This window comes from Mesorhizobium sp. WSM4833 (genome assembly GCF_055811095.1).
In genome coordinates this window covers 1-16,928 of the sequence record NZ_JBVVQG010000032.1, presented here as the reverse complement: position 1 = coordinate 16,928, position 16,928 = coordinate 1, and the positions used below count along the sequence as shown (strand labels likewise).

Genomic DNA, 16,928 nt, shown 5'->3' with positions numbered 1-16,928 from the left:
GCGGAAGTGATGCTGCGCAACTTCGAATCGATCTGGCAAACCGGAAACGGCGCCGGACGGGCGCGAGAGTTGCGGTAAGCCGATCGGTTTCTCGAAGAAGAAGATTACGACACCAAGGGCAAAGGCGGGAAGGGAGATGCGCAGATATCAATCGGCGAGGAGCGGGCACCCGGATCCCCGTCCAAAGAGCTCCGATGTGCCAGAATGGTCGGGTGTTTGAGCGGCGACTTTCGCGCAAAGACCCATCCAAATTTGGCCACTTGGCTGCCTACGCGGCCCGCTATATTGCGACGAACATCGTGGCTGCGACAACCATCCAACCCGAACGCCAAAGGACAGGTCCTTGGCTCACCGGCGAAAAACAGGTGCTGGGCTTTTGTCGAAAGACAATCAGTCCACTGAGTTCATGCGAGGTCTCTTATATGCGAATCAAACGGCTCGTGGTTTGGAAAGTACCGTTGACCAGCCATGTTCCCTATCACATGGCGGGTGGAAAGACCTGCGATACCGTCACCTCAATTCTGCTCCGCGTCGATACCGACCAAAATATATCCGGCTGGGGTGAGGTTTGTCCGATTCCGCACTATCTGCCGGCCTATGCTGAAGGCGTGCTCCCCGCGCTGGAATATTTTGCACCAATCGTCATCGGAGCTGATCCAATCGGCCCGGAAGCATTAATGAGCCGGGTTGACAGTTGGCTGCAGGGGCATGTCTACGCAAAATCCGTGCTTGATCTGGCTCTTTGGGACATCACAGGAAAAGTAGCGAAGCTACCCCTTTATGCGCTTCTCGGTGGACGCCAGATGGCTAGCATACCGCTCTACCAATCGATCACCTGTATCGCGCCTGATGAAATGGCCGTCATAGCTCAAGAGGCACTGGCAGAGGGTATGGCCCAGTTTCAGGTCAAGTTGGGTGCCGACAACAATTGGGAAGCCGATGTCGCTCGGCTACGTCTGGTACGAGAGGCTGTTGGCATGGCGCCGCTCGTCTATGGCGATTGGAATTGCGGGGCTCCTCGCCTGGATGCAACGCGCGTTGGTAAGGCAGTCGCAACCTATGACATCATGCTGGAGCAGCCCTGTGCAACACTTGAGGAGTGTGCCGCTGTTCGTGCGGCAACCGGGCTGCCAATGAAGATCGACGAAAACGCGCACGACACGGCTTCGCTGCTTCAGGCTTATGATCTTGGCTGTATGGACGCCGTTGCCCTAAAGCTCTCCAAATCGGGAGGGCTTAGTGCGACTAGGCGACTTCGCGATCTGTGTCTGCACCTAGGTCCCCGGATTTGCATCGAGGACACTTGGGGGTCCGATGTTGCCACAGGCGCACTCCTCCACTTAGCAGCGTCGACTCCATCAAGCCGGATCATGAATACATGCGATCTATCGGGCTATGTTGCTCCGCGACTCGATCCTTACGCCCCAGCTCGCATCAGCGGCCGCATTGCGCCGCCTGCGGGTCCAGGCATTGGTGTGAGTCCAGATCCTGAAGCGCTTGGCCAGCCGGTCGCTATTATAAATTAGCTATCGCATGCAATCTCCGCGATGCAGCGGCACGCTGCCTGCGAGTCGGCCCGGGGAAAGTGTGAAGGATGGAGGTCGATATTCCGCGGCTCCGAAGTCCCCGCATCGTGGAGGGATGGCCCCATCAGCCTGTCGCTATCATCTCGGTGCCTGGTCACGCCTCGTTGTCAGCTACGCCATCGGCCGGTCCATCGACGCACGCCTGACCACCGCGGCCTTGCAGGCCGCTATTCCCGCAGACAACCGCCGCCTGGCTGCATTCATCGGACCGCGGATCGCAATATGCTGCGGATTCGACAAGTCCTGGCAGTCGCCGATCCTGCTCGGATCAATGGGGCGCAAGGGGAACCCCTGTGATAACGCCAAGGCCGAACGCTTCATGAAGACGCTCAAGGTCGAGGCCATTTACCCGATGGCGTCAGAAACCTTCGAGGACGTCACCGAGCATGTTTCTCACTTCATTAACGAGGTCTACAACACGAAAAGTATACATTCGGCGCTGGGAAATCTCAGCCCGCAGCAGTTCGAGGATACCGTGGCTGAGAATACCGCTTAGCATGTCGGCGAGCGTCGAGAACTACACGCTCTTTGCGGCCTTGACGGCTTCAACGGCGAGCGCGGTCCCAGATAGCTTTTGCCGGTGCCGGGCAGACCGAGAAGATGGACCCCCTCCGCCCGTTCGATGAATTTCAGTTCGGCCAGCGCCAGAATGCGGTTCCGATCAAGCGATGGCTGGAAAGCGAAGTCGAAGCCGCGAGCGTCTTGATGGTGGTCAGGCGCGCCATCATCAGAGCGGCCTGATGCGCCGACTTTCGCGCAGGGTTAGTTCTTCCATCAGAAGCTCGTCGAAGGCCTGGCGGCAAACCGCTCGCGATATACCGGCGTCCCGCCTGGTGGCGCAGCACTGCTTGGCGGTTTAATCATCTGCGGCGTGCGCGGGCGTAAAATGGTGACTGGCTACAATGATGACGGACGGGAAGCGCGCTATAGCTGCAGCTATGAGGCCACCACCTATGGCGGTCCGCGGTGCCAGTCGATCAGCGCCCGTCCGGTGGACGCATGTGTGACCGCGTTGATTCTTTAGGCCCTTCCGCCGGCCGCAATCGACGTCAGCCTTCATGTTGCCGAGGATATCGAACTCGAACGACAGCAGCTCCAAGACGGCTGGAAGCAGCGACTGGAACCCACGGATTACGAAACAGCGCTCGCACGCCGGCGCTACGAGGCTGTCGATCCTGACAACCGCCTGGTCGCGCGGACGCTTGAACGAGAGTGGGAAGCAGCAATAGCGACGAAACAGGCGGACGGTTTGCCGGTCGCGTGATGTAGGGTCTGCGCCCCTCCACACGGATGCTCGATCGCGTCGTCATCCGAGTGTTTGGAGAAGCGAGCCTGCCGAGGTAAAATGCCACTAACGGAGAGATCGTGTCGACGCATCCGATTGTCCGAACCGTAAGACGCTTTGGACAACTGGAGCATCCCGACGAAACACTGGATCGGATCGCAGCGCTCGTGCTGAGGGCGACCGCTCGCAGATCGCCAACGATCTCAATACGAAAAGGCTGGACGCCTGCAAAGAAGCAAGTTCGAGGAGGCCGAAGGACAATCGCCGCGCTTTAGAACCGTCGGCACGGTCCTCGACCTGTTCACCCCGAACGAATGCGCCAACTGCTTCAAAGCGGCCGGTTATAAACACAGATTAAACAGGACGCGCTCGAGGCCTTGCGTGCAACGGTTTAGTTCAAGAGCGATGCGCCAGTTACTGATTCAACAAGCTCTCTGTTAATTTGATCCAATAGGCGATACCGTAAATAGCCGCCTCGTCGTTGAAGTCGTAGGCAGGATGATGAACTACAGCCGTTTCGCCGTTCCCCAGAAAAATAAAAGAGCCAGGCCTCGCTTCGAGCAGGTAAGCAAAATCCTCAGCGCCCATGATGGGACGCATCTGGTCGTCAACATTCGCCTCACCGACAAGGCTTTGGGCGACACTCACTGAAAGAGCCGTCTCCTCGGCGGCATTAAAGGTGACCGGCACGGACCTGATATAGTTGAACTCGATATCAGCACCGAACGCCTGGGCAATGCCGGACGCAGTTCTCTCCATCTTAGCCTCGGCGGAATCTCGGATACAAGGCGATAGCGTTCTGACGGTTCCGGACAGGGTTACCCGGTCGGGGATCACGTTGTACGCCTGTGCCGCGGCAAGCTTTGTTACAGATATGACGATAGATTCCAAAGGATCGACGGAACGTGCCACCAAGGACTGGAAACCCAATATTATCTGCGCGGCGATCGTCACCGGATCAATCGCGCGATGTGGTGCTGCGGCGTGTCCGCCCCTGCCCCTCACGACCACGTCGAAGTCGTCTTGGGAGGCCATCAGGCCGCCGTTCCGTATGCCGAACCTCCCGACCTGCATGCCAGGCCAGTTGTGCATGCCGAAGACCTTGGATATGTTGAAATGTTCCATGATTCCTTCTTTAACCATCCGGAAGCCGCCAGAGGGAAGTTCCACTTCTTCGGCCGGCTGGAATATCAGTGCTACCGCTCCTTTGAAGTCGCGAGTGATAGCTAGATACTTGGCCGCGCCCAACAACATTGCAGTGTGCCCGTCGTGACCGCACGCATGCATCCGTCCTGCTGCCGTCGACGCCCAGAGCTTTGCGGATTCCTCCATGATGGGCAGTGCGTCCATATCAGCACGCAGTCCTATGGTCGGCCCATCTCCGCGGCGACCGCGGATGATGGCTACGATTCCCGTGTCTGCGATTCCCGTCGTGATCTCATCGATGCCGAACGAAACAAGCTTTTCGTGGACGAAGTCCGCGGTGTTGTGTAGATCGAAGCCTATCTCAGGTGCACTATGCAAATGCCGCCGCCACCCTGTAGCCTCGAGATGAAGATCTCTGTACCGATCAAGATTCAGCATTTTGCTCCTGTCAAGTGGAAAGGGCCGGTGTTTCGCGCAACACTCCCGATGGCGCAAGCTAGCTCACTCGGTGCATGAGTTTCGATCAAAAGAAGAGTTCGGATGAAATATGTCGGTCACGAAAGGCCGCCCCGCCACCGTTAACCACAAGTACGGAATTCGGCAGACATTCCTCTCGTATGCCGTGATACATTTCATAGATGGACGCGTCGTATCATAAGGCTTAACACTAGAGGCAAAGACACCATACTCGTGCATCGCATGACGTAAATTGGACATTCAATGGATGGACGAGCTCGATAAACGCATCCTTGCCGCCTTGCAGATTAATAACCGTCTGTCGTTTGCTGAAATGGCCGATTTAGTTGGATCTTCGGCGGCATCATGCATGCGGCGCGTGAACAAATTGCGGTCTGACGGCGTCATCATCGCGGATATATCGCTGATAGATCCGATGGCGCTGGGGCGGTCACTGACGGTTGTGGTGACGGTGGAACTTGACCGCGAACGCCTCGACCTGGTCGACGAATTCAAGCGCGCCATGCGCGCCGCCAAGGAAGTCTCTCAGTGCTACATGGTGACGGGGGACGCTGACTTCGTTCTGATTGTAACGGTCGAAGATGTCGACGCATTCGACGTTTTCGTGAAAACGAAGCTCTATACCAACTCCAATGTTAGGAAACTTCGAAGCATGATCACTCTGGACCGCGTGAAGTTCGAGCCACGGGTATTGCTGTAGCCCGCAAGGATTGAAGGAGCGAGGCTCGTCCCATGCCAGGCTGAAGGACCGCGGCAAAAAGAGTATGACCTGCCCCTTGCGAGGGTTCGCGTCGTCGTGAATGACGGTTCCAGTTGAATGTAATCCGGCCTCTCGCCAGTGAACCCGGGTTGAGGCTCTAACTCCTAAGAAGGTGGAGCCATGACAAGCGTAAGCGGTGTCCTCAGGCCACGGCCATGAGCGCGGGAGCCCGGATGTAGGCCCACGATCTGGCTGTATGCCAAGCGTCTTGAGGACGGCGAGTTCCGTTGGCCGAAAGTGCATGACTGCATAATGCGGCTGACGGCCGCGCAACTGTCGGCGCTGCTCGAAGGGCTTGATTGGCGGCGGGTCCACGAAGCCCGCCGCACCCGCGTTCCGGCGCAGGCGGGCTGATCCGCGACCAAGTGAATCAGGTCGGATTCCATTGTCGCCCGGCGTAGGCGAATATGGTCTGATCCGACCAGCTCCCGACGATCCGGATGCGCTGAAGGCGATGGTCCTGGGTAAGCGGTGTTCTCAGGCCACGGCCTTGAGCTGGAGCTTGTTGATGTAGACCCAAGGCAGGAGATCGTCGATCTGGCTGTTGGGGTGGCCGTTGACGATCTTGGTGAGGACATCGGCGAGATAGCCGAGCGGTTCGACACCATTGAGCTTGCAGGTTTATAACGACCGCCGAACTATGCCGAGTGAGCAAGTTTTTACCAACACTTTCCTCAACGTAGCGGTAGCTGGATCGGCATAGCTTAGGCTCTCTCCGTCGCAATAGACGCGAAGGAGAGGACACATGAACGCAAGTGACTATCTGCAACGCAGCACACTGTATCGGAAGCTGATCCACGGGCCGTTTGGCGAGTTTGCACGCGTTTATGCGGGCAGATTGTCGGACGAAGGCTTCGGTCGGCAATGCACCTGGCGATCGCTAAGCCTATTTCGTGAGCTGAGAGACTGGCATGTCGGCAACGGGCACGATCTCCAGGATTTAAGCGAAGTTCATGTTGAGCGGTTTCTTGAGCACCGTTCCAAACACTGGAGCATCGATTCGGGCGACCGATCGGCGCTCCGGCGCTTGCTTGCCGCGTTACGGCAAGAAGGTTTGATACCAACCGCCCTTCCGATTGAGCGCACGGAGTACGAGCAGATTGTTGATGTGTTCGCGGCTTACCTCACGAATGAGAGAGGGCTCGCCGCCTCGACGGTGGAAAGCCACAAGCTGCTCTCGAGCCGATTTCTGCAGGAGGTCTGTCCGGCTGGCGCAGATGGGTTTGCAGCGCTCACCCCGGAGATCGTCATCGGTTATGTCGAGCGACATGCCATGGCAAGGGACGGCGGCAAGCGATGATGCCGCTACGCCACGACGTCGGTGCAGCTATCGTCGCCTACATCCGGCATGGGCGACCGGCTTCACCGTGTCGCCGGTTATTTCTGCGAATGCTTGCTCCGCACGTCGGCTTTGCCTCAGGCTGCGCCATCACGATGATCGCGAAGGAGGCCCTCGAGCGGGCGGGTATTCACGGCTATGCGCACCACGGCGCGCACCTCTTCCGCCACAGCCTTGCGACCGACCTGCTGCGGTCGGGGGCCAGCTTTGCCGAGATCGGCCAGTTGCTTCGTCACCGGAGCATGGACAGCACAAGGATCTATGCCAAGCTCGACATCGAGAAGCTGCGCGAACTGAGCCTGCCCTGGCCGGGAGGTGTCCAATGAGCCGTCTTCGAACAGCGCTCGAGCGCTATGTGGGCATGCGCCAGGGATTGGGATACAAGTATCATGGCCCCGCTCGACGGTTGTCGGATTTCGTCACCTTCATGGAAGCTCGCGGTGCCGAGACCATCACCATGGCACTGGCGATGGAGTGGGTGACGTTGATCGGCCGGCAACCGAGCTGGTCCATCCGCCTGACCGATGTGCGCTGCTTCGCTCAACACCTCGCTCATTTCGACACCCTGACGGAAGTGCCACCTCAAGATGCTGTGCCACCGGCGCGGCGGGCAAAGCCCTACATCTATACCGACACTGAGATCACGGCGCTTTTGGCGGCGGCAGTGTCGCTGCCGCCGGCCAACGCCCTGCGTCGCTGGACATATCATTGTCTGTTCGGATTGATAGCGGTCGCCGGGCTACGCCATTCCGAAGCGCTCGACTGGTCCCGCTCCATGCCACGACGGTCGCCGTGCTGTCGGACTATGCGGCGCGGCGCGACGCGCATCTCGTCGCGCCTCGTAGCCCCTATTTCTTTGTCGCCGAGCAGGGCGGCAGATTGCTGCACCAATACGTGCACCGGGTGTTCTGGCAGCTGTCGCGACAGATCGGTCTGCGGCAGCGGGGGCAGCGCAATGGTCCGCGGATTCACGATCTTCGTCACCGTTTCGCCGTCCAGGCCCTGACCAACTGGTATCGTGCGGGCGAAGATGTCGAGCGGGAACTGCCGGTCCTCTCGACCTTTCTCGGCCACGCCAATGTTCGCGACACTTACTGGTATCTATCCGCCGCGCCGGAGCTATTGACCCATGCCGCGCGACTGCTGGATGAGCGGTGGGAGGTTCGCTCATGAGTGCCTCGAACGATCTGGCCGTGCTGATCGAGCGGTGGTTCACCGATCGGCTCATGCGACATCGAGGCGTAAGCTCCAACACCATCGCCTCCTATCGCGACACCTTCCGGCTCCTGTTTGCATTCGCGCAGACACGCCTTGGCAGGTCTCCGTCGCAGTTGACACTGCGGGATTTGGACTGGCCTTTCATCGGCGCATTCCTGGAGGACCTTGAGACACTGCGATCCGCCTCAGTGAGGACCCGGAATCTCCGCCTCACGGCCATTCGGTCTTTCTTCAGAAATGCGTCGTTCGAGGAGCCGGCCCATACGCCCAGATTCAACGCGTGCTCGCGATCCCGAGCAAGCGATGCGACAAGCGACAGCTTCAGTTTCTCACCAGGCCCGAGATTGAAGCGATCCTGGCCTGTCCGGATCGCAGCACATGGCTGGGACGCCGTGATCACACTCTGCTGTTGCTGGCCGCGCAAACGGGGTTGCGGGTCTCGGAGATCATCGATCTCGACCGGGACTCGGTGATGCTGGGGCACGGTGCCCACGTGCGATGCGTTGGCAAGGGCCGCAAGGAGCGAAGTACGCCGCTCACCAAGGTTGCACAGCAAGCCCTTCGGGGCTGGCTCAACGAGCCCAGGAAGCGGGGTGCAACGGCTCTCTTTCCAAACATGCACGGCGGCAGGCTGAGCGCCGACGGCGTGCAGGCGCTGCTGAACAAATATGCCGCCAAGGCTCGCGAACACTGCGTCACCCTCCGCTCGAAGCGGGTGTCACCCCATGTTTTGAGGCACAGCGCTGCCATGGAGCTGCTGCAGGCGGGCGTCGATTGTTCGGTCATCGCCCTATGGCTGGGCCATGAGGCGATGGAAACAACGCTGACCTATCTTCACGCACATCTTGAGCTGAAGGAATCCGCACTTGCCAAGCTGAAGCCATACGAACGCGCAAAGGCCGAACGATTTCGACCAAACGACCGGCTTCTTGCGTTCCTGAACGCCCTATGAGCATGAGAACTATGCCGAGTGTGAACGACCGGTTCTTGGTCGAAATGGCAGGCAAAGCGCGTCATACCGCCATGATCGGAAGAGGCGCTCGGCATAGTTCGGCGGTCGGCATAAACCTGCTTATGCCGCGCGCGGCATAAGCAGGTTTCGATCAGCGAGGCGATGACTGCCCAGTGTTCGGCGCCGCCGCCGTCAGAGCCTGCGAAGAGCGCGTTCTTGCGGTTGAGCGCGATCGGGCGGATCGAGCGTTCGACGGTGTTGCTGTCGATCTCGATGCGGCCGTCGTCAAGGAAGCGCGAGAGGCCTTGCCAGCGTGAGAGCGTGTAGCGGATTGCCTCTGCGAGCTTGGTCTTCTGACTGATCAGGCCGAGCTTCTCACGCAGCCAGGGTTCGAGATCGGCGACGATAGCGCGGCTATTTTCCTGACGCATCGCGCGGCGCTCGTCGGCCGACCGGCCACGGATGTCATCCTCGATCTTGTAGAGTTCGGCGATCCGTCTCAGCGCCTCGCTGGCAATCGGCGCGGGACCGGCTGCTGCCAGTTCATAAAAGCGCCGACGGACATGCGCCCAGCAGAAGGCGAGCGTGACGCCGCTTTTGTCGGCCAGCACGCGATAGCCGCCATAGCCGTCGACCTGCAAGATCCCGGTGAAGCCCACGAGATGAGCGATCGGACGCTCGGCCTTTCGATCCGGCGCATAGACATAGGCGACGCCCGGCGGGTCGCCGCCATTCCATGGTCGGTCATCGCGGGCATAGGCCCAGAGTTGGCCTGTCTTCGTCTTGCCGCGGCCGGGATCGAGCACCGGCGCGGTGGTTTCGTCAGCAAAGAGCTTCGGTGAAGTCTTCAGCTTGCCAAGCAGCCGCTCGTGCACCGGACGCAGATGCCAGGCGGCGCGGCCGACCCAGTCGGCGAGCGTTGAGCGATCGAGATTGATGCCCTGCCGGGCGTAGATCTGCGCCTGACGATAGAGCGGCAGATGATCGGCATATTTGGAGACCAGGACTTGGGCGACCGTTGCCTCGGTCGGAAGACCACCCTCGATCAGCCGGGCCGGCGCGGGAGCCTGAACCACGACGTCCTCGCATGCGCGGCAGGCATATTTGGGCCGGCGCACGACGATTACACGCAGCTGCACTGGCACGATGTCGAGCCGCTCGCTCACGTCCTCGCCGATCCGATGCAAGCCATTGCGGCAGCATGGGCAGGCATGGTCCTCGATGTCGATGATCATTTCCACCCGCGGCAGATGGGGTGGCAACGCGCCTCGGTTCGTCCGGCGCTTCCTGGCGTGCTCCAGACGCTCTGCGGGAGATGCTTGTTCGTTCTCTTCCTCGTCGGCGGCCTCGTGTTGCTCGGCCTCTTCGAGCCCCAGCAGCAACTGATCCTCGGGAAGCGTCTCAGCTCTTCGGCCGAAGCGGTGACGTTGCAATTCCTTGATGATCTGGACCAGGCGGGCATTCTCGACGTCGCGCGCCAGGACCATCGCCTTCAGCGCGTCCGGATCGTCGGGAAGCTGGTCAGCCGTCATCGCCATGAGCGGATCAGACCATATTCGCCGACAGCCCGCGACAGCGGAATCCAGGCTGATTCACTTCGTCGCGGGTCAACCCGCCTGGGCTGGAACGCGGGTCCGGCGCGCCTCGTGGACCCGCCGCCAGTCGAGACCTTCGAGTAGCGCCGAGAGCTGCGCGGCCGTCAGCCGCATCATGCCGTCATGCACTTTCGGCCAGCGGAACTCCCCATCCTCCAAACGCTTGGCATAGAGGCAAACCCCGGTGCCATCCCAGAAGATCAGCTTGATCCGGTCAGTCCGCTTCGCCCGGAAGACGTAGACGGCCCCGCTGAACGGATTGGCCCCCATTGTCTCTCGCACCAGCGCCGCCAATCCCTCCGCACCCTTGCGGAAGTCGACGGGCTTCGTCGCCACCATGACCTTGACCGCACCCGTCGGCCCGATCACAACGTCGCCTTCAGCGCGCGGATCACCGCGGCCACCGTCTTGGTATCGGCGCCACGGCCGACGCGCATCGCGATGCCGTCGATCTCAAGCTCGATCATGCCGGCATCTCGGGTGGCTTGCCGTTTCCGCTGCTTCGGTGAACGGCTGGCTACAGGTTCCGCCGCCGCCACAACCGCCGGCACAAAGGCAGGAGAATCTTGCTGCACCGAAGCGACCTGTTTGCGCGCTTCGCGGCGCCAGGCGAAGACCTGCTGCGGCCTAAGGCCATACCGACGGGCGACCTCGGAAATGATTGCGTTCGGCTCCAGCGTCTCTGCGATGATCCGCGCTTTGTCATCCACCGACCAGTGACGCCGACCGCCGGCACCGTTGATCACCTCAAAACGCCGAAGCTGCCGCTCCGGGTCAAGCGTAAGGTCAAGTCCAGACACAAGCCGATCTCCGATCCCAATACAGGATCGGCAACCTCACAGATCGCGACCACTCCCGAAAGGTGGTCCGGAAACACCGCTTACGGTCCTGGCGCGCGACGTCGAGAATGCCCGGCTGATCCAGATGATGAAGTCGTCACCGCTTCGGCCGAAGAGCTGAGACGGCCTGTCCGTGCTGCCGCAATGGCCTGCACCGATCGGCGAGGACGTGAGCGAGCGGCTCGACATCGCATAGACCGCGCCGCTGAACGGATCGGCGCCCATCGTCTTGCGCACGAGCGCCGCCAAGCCCTCCGCGCCCTTGCGGAAGTCCACCGGCTTCGTCGCCACCATGCCCTTGACCGGCCCGTTGGCCCGATCACGACGGCGCTTTCAGCGCACGGATCACCGCCGCCACCGTCCTAGCGTCGGCGCACGGCCGACCCGCATGGCGACGCCATCGATCTCCAGCTCGATCACGCCGGCATCCCGGGCGGCTTTCCGTTTCCGCTGCTCCGGCAGCCGCCTTGCCGCCGGCTCCGACATCGGCGCTGTGACCACCGCCGGAACAAGTAGCGATTCCGGTGCCGGCGCTTCCGCCAAAGGCTGACGGGCGGCCCGACGCCAGGCGAACAGCTGCTGCGGGGACAATGCATCCTCCGGCAACCATTCGCGCAACCATTCGCGCCGCCGACCGGAACCCGTGAACACCTCGAAACGGCGCGCGGGCTCAGGATCGTTGGATTTAAGCGTAAGCTCTGAAATCGTCATGTGTCGAAGCCCTCAAAGGCTCCGAACATCGTTCCTCACGAACACGAGCGACATTCTTCTTTGAAACAATGAAATCCGGCCCTGCGGCACCAGATAGCCGATCTCCGTCAGGAAGTCCTGTACTTCGCCAAATCCTCCGGCGGGCGTAGCGGCGATGCCAGTGGTCTATCTGCACCCGGACCTCGTTGCTGCACGCCAGCAGCTTGCGGTTGCAGCGGCTGAGATCGTGCACGATCGGCGAGAAAGAAGCCCAGAAGGCTGAATTGCCGATGGTTGTGATCGGCAGCACCTCATCACGCGTGAAGTCGTGCAATTCCCCGGCGATCTTCGGCCTGGTCAGGCTATAAAGCGCCTGCAGCACCATGCTCCGGGTCGCAAGGAGGGGACCGCCCTTCCCGCCATCGGAGCCCTTCAGTCTTTGGCCAGTGGTTTGCGGAAGACCTCTCACGGCACCACCGCGTTCAGCTTTTCCAGCGGATCGCCAGCCTTGCTCAGCCGGACATAGCGCTCCTCAATACCCCGAACCCCGCCTGTCCCCGCATCGATAGCCCACCTGCAAACCACCAGCGAAGTGAACCAGAAAACGATCGAGTTGGGAAGGTTCTTCGAGGTGTCCGGTTGAGGTCAGACGATGGAACAGCGGTGGAGCGCACTCTGCAGAAGCTCAAAAAGAAGCCGATGGGCACAAGCGCCGGCACGTTGCGCAGTTTTTAAACATTTGCTGTAAGTTACATTTTTGCTAGTATAATTAAGTATATATTGCATTTAAATAACTTTTCGCTCTGCGGTGACATGATAGATCTTTGCTGCGGCGGACCTGCCGCTTGAGCAGCGCGCAGAGCAGCAGATGCAGCCACCCGCTTTGGGCACCATTGACAGCGCAAACGGCTGCGGAGCAGAGCATATGGGATGTCCGACGATGAATGCGCCATTTCAGCTTCGAGGCCCGGCAACCAGGGTGTCCGGCCAGTCTTCTTTGGTCCAGTCAAGCCATCTCCTTAAGGCAGCCGGGGAGGCCTTTGCGGTCGAGTTTGGTCGATTTATCGACGAGGCTGATAGCGTTGCTCAACCCAAGCAGTTGTTCGACCTGGTATCTGCTTTGGCCCTGAATTTTGAGTGCCCGTGGGTCGCTTATGGCTCCTTTACACCCAGAAGATTTTGCAAGCCGGCCCGACGCGATCCTGCGTCCATGGTGAACTATCCAGATGAATGGCGGGACCGCTATTTCGAAATGGCCTATGACACGATAGACCCCGTAATCAAGGCGAGTCGGACGCGGGCAGACGTCGTTCGATGGAGCGAAGTGTACAATGACATAAGCACGACCGAAAGCGAACGGCAAGTTTTCGACGAGGCTGCGACCTTCGGCTTAAGGTCAGGCATTAGCGTTCCATTGCACGGCCCCGATGGCAGCTTTTCGATCATGAGCTTTGTTCGACCTTTGGACCACGAATTCAAAACTAGAACAATAAGCTACTTGCAGCTTGCCGCGTCACATTTCCATGCAAGGGTCGCAAAATTCACGAATTCGAGTGACATTGATGTAGCTCCGAAGCTTTCAACAAGAGAAAAAGAATGTATTCTGTGGGCAGCGAGAGGGAAGTCGTCTTGGGAAATTGGCAGAATTTTAAATGTATCCGAGCATACCGTCAACTTTCATTTAAAAAACGTAAAGCGAAAGTTCGAAGCTTCCAGTAGAATGGTCGCTGCTATAAAGGCCGTTAACTCCGGAATTATCGAATTGTAGAAAGCGGTGACAAAAAACTGCAGCCCAGAGGCGACAGAACATTCCTCGATGGACACCTCAGTTACCGTGGTTCTGAGGCAAAGAGGCGCAGGTCGCCGAGCCTGACCTGCTTGGCGCAGTTTTTCCGCGCGTTACTGGGCTTATGGTGGTTATCTCTGCTTTTTGGCGGCATTTTTCTGCCGCCACACCGTCGCGCGGACGCACTTCTCCCCTCCTGCCAGACGTAGCGCATCAGATTCTAGGCGAGTTTTGTCATGCCGATCTTGGTCGTGGCTCGGGCGAAACCGATGGTGCGTATGCCGGGCGACGAAGGCGCGGACTTTTTCAGCGCCGGCCGTTGGCTCGTCTCGCTCATCGGCCGAGCTTCGGCCTCTTCTGCTGGATGTCGGAGAAATGGCTGGCCCCATCGGGCCACTCTTCCTTCTTCTTCGAGCGATAGGCTGTGTCCGACCACGCGGTCGAGCCGGTGTTCCCGCGGTTGAGCACGTTGCGAAGCTGCGCCCCGTCATAGGCTGACGCACTCGTGACGTTCCAGCCGCGGTTGAAGCCGTACCGGCGATCGATGGTATGGTTTTCGTAACCGAAGCTGGATCGCGATTCGCGCTGCTGCGCCTTTCCGTCCTCGCCCACGTTGGCTTTCGAGAACTTGACCGTCCAGCGGCGCGTCCCGATTCTTCTGCCGCAGTTTCGCGGACTCCTCCTTCCAGGATCCGGAACCTAGCCCGCCTTTATGCGGCCTTCTCGGCATGGGAATTTCGCTTTTGGGCGCTGGCACGATCGTGGCGTCGACGATCTGACCCCCAGTGCAAGATAGCCGGCCTTGGCGAGATGTTTGTCAAAACGCGCGAATAAGTTCTCCACCGCGCGGCCCCAGATCGACTTGCATCCGAGACCCGGCGAGCCCCAGTCCGAGGGACCGCATGAAGTAAAGTAGGTCCGGAATTTGGAATTCGGCCTGGTCGTCGGACAGGCTTTAAAGCGCCTGCAGCACCATCCACCGGGTCGCAGGGAGGGGACCGCCCTTCCCGCAATCGGAGCCCTTCAGCGCCTTGGCCAGTGGTTTGCGGAAGACCTCTCACGGCACCACCGCCTTCAGCTTTTCCAGCGGATCGCCAGCCTTGCTCAGCCGGACATAGTGCTCCTCAATATCCCCGAACCCCGCCTGTCCCCGCATCGATAGCCTACATGCCCACCAGCGAAGTGAACCAGGGAAGGTACTCGAGGTGTCCAGTTGAATGACGGAGCGGGACTGTTGCAACATATCTACAAATGAATTCACTAAACCTTTGCAACCACATGTCTCTGACAATGGTACCTTCTCCACAAGATTGGGTCAGGCGCGGACAAAGAGCTGATGCCTATTCACGTTCAGACCGCGATACAGTACGGAGTTAACGGCCATGGCAAGAAGAGCGCTTATCATGCTTGGAGACGGAAGTAATATGGTGCGGTACGTCCAAGCGGCCCAGCGTCTTGGGCTTCATCCAATTTCCCTGTCGTCTGATCCAGCTCGCTATGACTATCTCGCGGCGGCAGGCATTGAAGCAATCCGTGTGGACACAGACAACCTCGATGCACTGATCCAAGAATGTTGCCGGCTGCAAGCGACGTATGACATTGCTGGGATTACTGGCTTTCCGGACCCCAGCGAGTCGGTCAATGTGACAGTCGGCGCGCTCTGCCAGCGTTTCGATCTACCGGGACCGAACCCCATATCGATAAAACGATGCTGTGATAAATTCGTTCAACGTCAGATCCTCGGGGAGGCTGGGGTTCCAATGCCAGCTTATCGCTTGGCGGCGAATGCGACAGACGTACTAACCTCCGCCGTGGAGATCGGCCTGCCGGTCGTTGTTAAGCCGGCTGTCGGTAACAGCAGCGTGGGGGTCCGGTTGTGTCGCAATCTTGACGAGGTAGCAGACCATACCACGTATCTGTTGGGCGGGAAACACATCTGGCTGTCTTCGCCGAGGATACTGGTCGAAGAATTCGTACAAGGCCCCTATTATGGCGTTGACATAATGGGAAATGAGGTCGTTGGAATTGATGATGGTGACTTCGGCCCTCCACCGCATTTCGTCTATCGTCAGTTCACCTATCCAGCCATGCTGAATGATGACAAGTATGAGCGTATTGTCGATGTTTCGGTGAGTAGTTTGCGAGCTCTCGGCCTTGGCTGGGGGCCAACCGGCGTTGAACTCCGGTGGACGAAGCGTGGCCCAGCCGTCATTGAAGTCAATCCGCGCCTACCTGGCACGCCCACTCCGCAACTGGTTCAGTTAGCTTACGGTATCGACCTCATCACCGAGCATATTAAGCTTATCATCGGCGACGAATGGGATTTGCGCGGAACGCATTCGCAGACTGCCGGCGCGCGGTTCCTCTTCCCTGATCGCGACGGCGTGCTCGATTGGATCGGTGACGAGAGTCGGGCGGCTGCTGTACCTGGCGTCGTCGAAGCCAAATTGTATGTAGGATCCAACACGCCCGTCAGAAAAGGTGATAACCGGGATGTGATCGGCCATGTCATCGCCGCCTCGCCCAGCCTTGCTCAGACCAAGGCGATACTTCAGCGTGCCGTCGACTTAATCGAATGGTCGATTACGCCACGTTCGACCTGATCTGAGACCGTACTCTCCTTGGGTTTTGGGAAGAGTCTTGGTTTTGATGCTCTGAGACCGAAGATTGAATCGCCCGAGATGAAGGCCCAAGTCAGATGAGATCATGTCCCCGGATGTGGTGTCGCTGGCGGCATTGGTCGCCGAGCTGTCCGGCATGGGCCGGGCCGATCAGCGCGCCACGGCTGGCAGGCTGATGAGGGGATCATCACTCATCTGGTTGATTGTCTCAAGGGTTCATATAGCGGGCTCGCTGGACGGCCCACTCATCATTCTGTTCGAGCAGCAGCGCCCCGACGAGCACACGATCGCATCGTCGTTCGGGAAGATTCCGAGGACCTCGGTGCGTCGCTTGATCTCGCCGTTGAGACGATGATCGGATTGGTCGAGTGGAGCTTGCGCGATGTTCCTTTTCGCGTGGTCAGAGCGTGACATCAGCGCCGCAGGTCTCAACGCGTTTATACGCAGACAACGTGACATCGCCCGCCTGCGCCGTGCGCGCCATCGGCTGGAAGCTCTTGCGATACAAAAGGCAATCAGCCTAGCAATATAAAGCCGTGCCGTAGCGGTCGGTGGTTTAGGTCGTGTCCCACAGGTGGTGTAGCTCGGCGGTTACGAAGCCGCTCGCGAGCGCGCCGCTAGTAGCGCTGTAGCG

Annotated in this window: 17 protein-coding genes and 5 pseudogenes; 11 read left to right on the top strand and 11 right to left on the bottom strand. The window is 59.4% G+C overall.

Annotated features, from left to right (window positions below):
• Positions 1-194: 194 nt before the first annotated feature.
• Both AC0L2D_RS31575 and AC0L2D_RS31570 read left to right on the top strand, forming a co-directional pair.
• Complete coding sequence (locus AC0L2D_RS31575; protein WP_473544071.1) at positions 195-1,526, top strand: mandelate racemase/muconate lactonizing enzyme family protein; 1,332 nt, start codon at positions 195-197, stop codon at positions 1,524-1,526.
• A gap of 115 nt (positions 1,527-1,641) precedes the next feature.
• Entirely contained in the window at positions 1,642-2,082 is a 441-nt protein-coding gene (locus tag AC0L2D_RS31570; protein WP_473544069.1) for a transposase, read from the top strand.
• Positions 2,083-2,106: 24 nt separating this feature from the next.
• Here AC0L2D_RS31570 and AC0L2D_RS31565 read toward each other — a convergent pair.
• A pseudogene (locus AC0L2D_RS31565) lies at positions 2,107-2,382 on the bottom strand (ATP-binding protein); the annotation flags it as partial.
• A 90-nt stretch (positions 2,383-2,472) separates the two neighbouring features.
• On the opposite strand from AC0L2D_RS31565, the gene AC0L2D_RS31560 reads away from it, so the two are divergent.
• Positions 2,473-2,610 (top strand): hypothetical protein, encoded by a 138-nt coding sequence (locus AC0L2D_RS31560; protein WP_473544067.1) that lies wholly within the window; start codon positions 2,473-2,475, stop codon positions 2,608-2,610.
• 675 nt (positions 2,611-3,285) lie between these two features.
• On the opposite strand, the gene AC0L2D_RS31555 is transcribed toward AC0L2D_RS31560, so the two are convergent.
• Entirely contained in the window at positions 3,286-4,455 is a 1,170-nt protein-coding gene (locus tag AC0L2D_RS31555; protein ID WP_473544066.1) for a M20 aminoacylase family protein, read from the bottom strand.
• A 286-nt stretch (positions 4,456-4,741) separates the two neighbouring features.
• Here AC0L2D_RS31555 and AC0L2D_RS31550 point away from each other — a divergent pair, with 286 nt between their 5' ends.
• Positions 4,742-5,194: an Lrp/AsnC family transcriptional regulator gene (locus AC0L2D_RS31550; protein ID WP_473544064.1), complete on the top strand. Its 453-nt coding sequence runs from the start codon at positions 4,742-4,744 to the stop codon at positions 5,192-5,194.
• Between the two features lie 246 nt (positions 5,195-5,440).
• On the top strand, positions 5,441-5,608 hold the full coding sequence (gene tnpB, locus AC0L2D_RS31545) for an IS66 family insertion sequence element accessory protein TnpB (protein ID WP_473544073.1): 168 nt from the start codon (positions 5,441-5,443) through the stop codon (positions 5,606-5,608).
• A 123-nt stretch (positions 5,609-5,731) separates the two neighbouring features.
• On the opposite strand, the pseudogene AC0L2D_RS31540 reads toward tnpB (AC0L2D_RS31545), so the two are convergent.
• Positions 5,732-5,875: pseudogene (locus AC0L2D_RS31540) on the bottom strand (transposase domain-containing protein); the annotation flags it as partial.
• Positions 5,876-5,999: 124 nt separating this feature from the next.
• Here AC0L2D_RS31540 and AC0L2D_RS31535 point away from each other — a divergent pair.
• The 4 genes and pseudogenes from AC0L2D_RS31535 (at position 6,000) to AC0L2D_RS31520 (ending at position 8,763) form a co-directional block, all read left to right on the top strand.
• Positions 6,000-6,554 (top strand): hypothetical protein, encoded by a 555-nt coding sequence (locus AC0L2D_RS31535; protein ID WP_473544062.1) that lies wholly within the window; start codon positions 6,000-6,002, stop codon positions 6,552-6,554.
• Positions 6,551-6,919: a tyrosine-type recombinase/integrase gene (locus AC0L2D_RS31530; RefSeq protein ID WP_473544060.1), complete on the top strand. Its 369-nt coding sequence runs from the start codon at positions 6,551-6,553 to the stop codon at positions 6,917-6,919. Before AC0L2D_RS31535 ends, AC0L2D_RS31530 begins: the two co-directional genes overlap by 4 nt.
• Before the next feature lie 466 nt (positions 6,920-7,385).
• Positions 7,386-7,766, top strand: coding sequence for a site-specific integrase (locus AC0L2D_RS31525; RefSeq protein WP_473544059.1), 381 nt, complete (start codon positions 7,386-7,388; stop codon positions 7,764-7,766).
• Positions 7,763-8,763: pseudogene (locus AC0L2D_RS31520) on the top strand (tyrosine-type recombinase/integrase). The gene AC0L2D_RS31525 and the pseudogene AC0L2D_RS31520 overlap by 4 nt, the downstream one beginning before the upstream one ends.
• 110 nt (positions 8,764-8,873) lie before the next feature.
• On the opposite strand, the pseudogene tnpC reads toward AC0L2D_RS31520, so the two are convergent.
• The 6 genes and pseudogenes from tnpC to AC0L2D_RS31490 form a co-directional block, all read right to left on the bottom strand.
• Positions 8,874-10,301: pseudogene (gene tnpC / locus AC0L2D_RS31515) on the bottom strand (IS66 family transposase); the annotation flags it as partial.
• Positions 10,302-10,370: 69 nt separating this feature from the next.
• The gene (tnpB, locus tag AC0L2D_RS31510; protein ID WP_473544057.1) at positions 10,371-10,727 is read right to left on the bottom strand and encodes an IS66 family insertion sequence element accessory protein TnpB; all 357 of its coding nucleotides are present in this window, start codon (positions 10,725-10,727) and stop codon (positions 10,371-10,373) included.
• Positions 10,724-11,104: an IS66-like element accessory protein TnpA gene (gene tnpA / locus AC0L2D_RS31505; protein ID WP_473544055.1), complete on the bottom strand. Its 381-nt coding sequence runs from the start codon at positions 11,102-11,104 to the stop codon at positions 10,724-10,726. Before tnpA ends, tnpB (AC0L2D_RS31510) begins: the two co-directional genes overlap by 4 nt.
• Positions 11,105-11,194: 90 nt before the next feature.
• Positions 11,195-11,491 (bottom strand): IS66 family insertion sequence element accessory protein TnpB, encoded by a 297-nt coding sequence (gene tnpB / locus AC0L2D_RS31500; RefSeq protein WP_473544053.1) that lies wholly within the window; start codon positions 11,489-11,491, stop codon positions 11,195-11,197.
• 51 nt (positions 11,492-11,542) lie between these two features.
• Complete coding sequence (locus AC0L2D_RS31495; RefSeq protein WP_473544051.1) at positions 11,543-11,908, bottom strand: hypothetical protein; 366 nt, start codon at positions 11,906-11,908, stop codon at positions 11,543-11,545.
• Complete coding sequence (locus AC0L2D_RS31490) at positions 11,883-12,272, bottom strand: hypothetical protein (protein ID WP_473544049.1); 390 nt, start codon at positions 12,270-12,272, stop codon at positions 11,883-11,885. The genes AC0L2D_RS31495 and AC0L2D_RS31490 overlap by 26 nt, the downstream gene beginning before the upstream one ends.
• Before the next feature lie 483 nt (positions 12,273-12,755).
• On the opposite strand from AC0L2D_RS31490, the gene AC0L2D_RS31485 reads away from it, so the two are divergent.
• A complete protein-coding gene (locus tag AC0L2D_RS31485) occupies positions 12,756-13,655 on the top strand; it encodes a LuxR family transcriptional regulator (RefSeq protein WP_473544047.1) in 900 nt (299 codons plus the stop codon).
• A gap of 351 nt (positions 13,656-14,006) precedes the next feature.
• On the opposite strand, the gene AC0L2D_RS31480 is transcribed toward AC0L2D_RS31485, so the two are convergent.
• Positions 14,007-14,285: a hypothetical protein gene (locus AC0L2D_RS31480; protein WP_473544045.1), complete on the bottom strand. Its 279-nt coding sequence runs from the start codon at positions 14,283-14,285 to the stop codon at positions 14,007-14,009.
• A gap of 770 nt (positions 14,286-15,055) precedes the next feature.
• Here AC0L2D_RS31480 and AC0L2D_RS31475 point away from each other — a divergent pair.
• Positions 15,056-16,276, top strand: a complete 1,221-nt coding sequence (locus tag AC0L2D_RS31475; RefSeq protein WP_473544043.1) for an ATP-grasp domain-containing protein — start codon at positions 15,056-15,058, stop codon at positions 16,274-16,276.
• Between the two features lie 168 nt (positions 16,277-16,444).
• Here AC0L2D_RS31475 and AC0L2D_RS31470 read toward each other — a convergent pair.
• Positions 16,445-16,671 (bottom strand): annotated as a pseudogene (locus AC0L2D_RS31470) (transposase); the annotation flags it as partial.
• Between the last annotated feature and the right edge of the window lie 257 nt (positions 16,672-16,928).

Coding starts and splice junctions, on each gene's coding strand:
- AC0L2D_RS31575 (WP_473544071.1), top strand. CDS start 195: ATGTGCCAGAATGGTCGGGTGTTTGAGCGGCGACTTTCGCGCAAAGAC.
- AC0L2D_RS31570 (WP_473544069.1), top strand. CDS start 1,642: ATGGCCCCATCAGCCTGTCGCTATCATCTCGGTGCCTGGTCACGCCTC.
- AC0L2D_RS31560 (WP_473544067.1), top strand. CDS start 2,473: ATGGTGACTGGCTACAATGATGACGGACGGGAAGCGCGCTATAGCTGC.
- AC0L2D_RS31555 (WP_473544066.1), bottom strand. CDS start 4,455: ATGCTGAATCTTGATCGGTACAGAGATCTTCATCTCGAGGCTACAGGG.
- AC0L2D_RS31550 (WP_473544064.1), top strand. CDS start 4,742: ATGGACGAGCTCGATAAACGCATCCTTGCCGCCTTGCAGATTAATAAC.
- AC0L2D_RS31535 (WP_473544062.1), top strand. CDS start 6,000: ATGAACGCAAGTGACTATCTGCAACGCAGCACACTGTATCGGAAGCTG.
- AC0L2D_RS31530 (WP_473544060.1), top strand. CDS start 6,551: ATGATGCCGCTACGCCACGACGTCGGTGCAGCTATCGTCGCCTACATC.
- tnpB (WP_473544053.1), bottom strand. CDS start 11,491: ATGGTGGCGACGAAGCCGGTGGACTTCCGCAAGGGCGCGGAGGGCTTG.
- AC0L2D_RS31495 (WP_473544051.1), bottom strand. CDS start 11,908: ATGACGATTTCAGAGCTTACGCTTAAATCCAACGATCCTGAGCCCGCG.
- AC0L2D_RS31490 (WP_473544049.1), bottom strand. CDS start 12,272: ATGGTGCTGCAGGCGCTTTATAGCCTGACCAGGCCGAAGATCGCCGGG.
- AC0L2D_RS31485 (WP_473544047.1), top strand. CDS start 12,756: ATGCAGCCACCCGCTTTGGGCACCATTGACAGCGCAAACGGCTGCGGA.
- AC0L2D_RS31475 (WP_473544043.1), top strand. CDS start 15,056: ATGGCAAGAAGAGCGCTTATCATGCTTGGAGACGGAAGTAATATGGTG.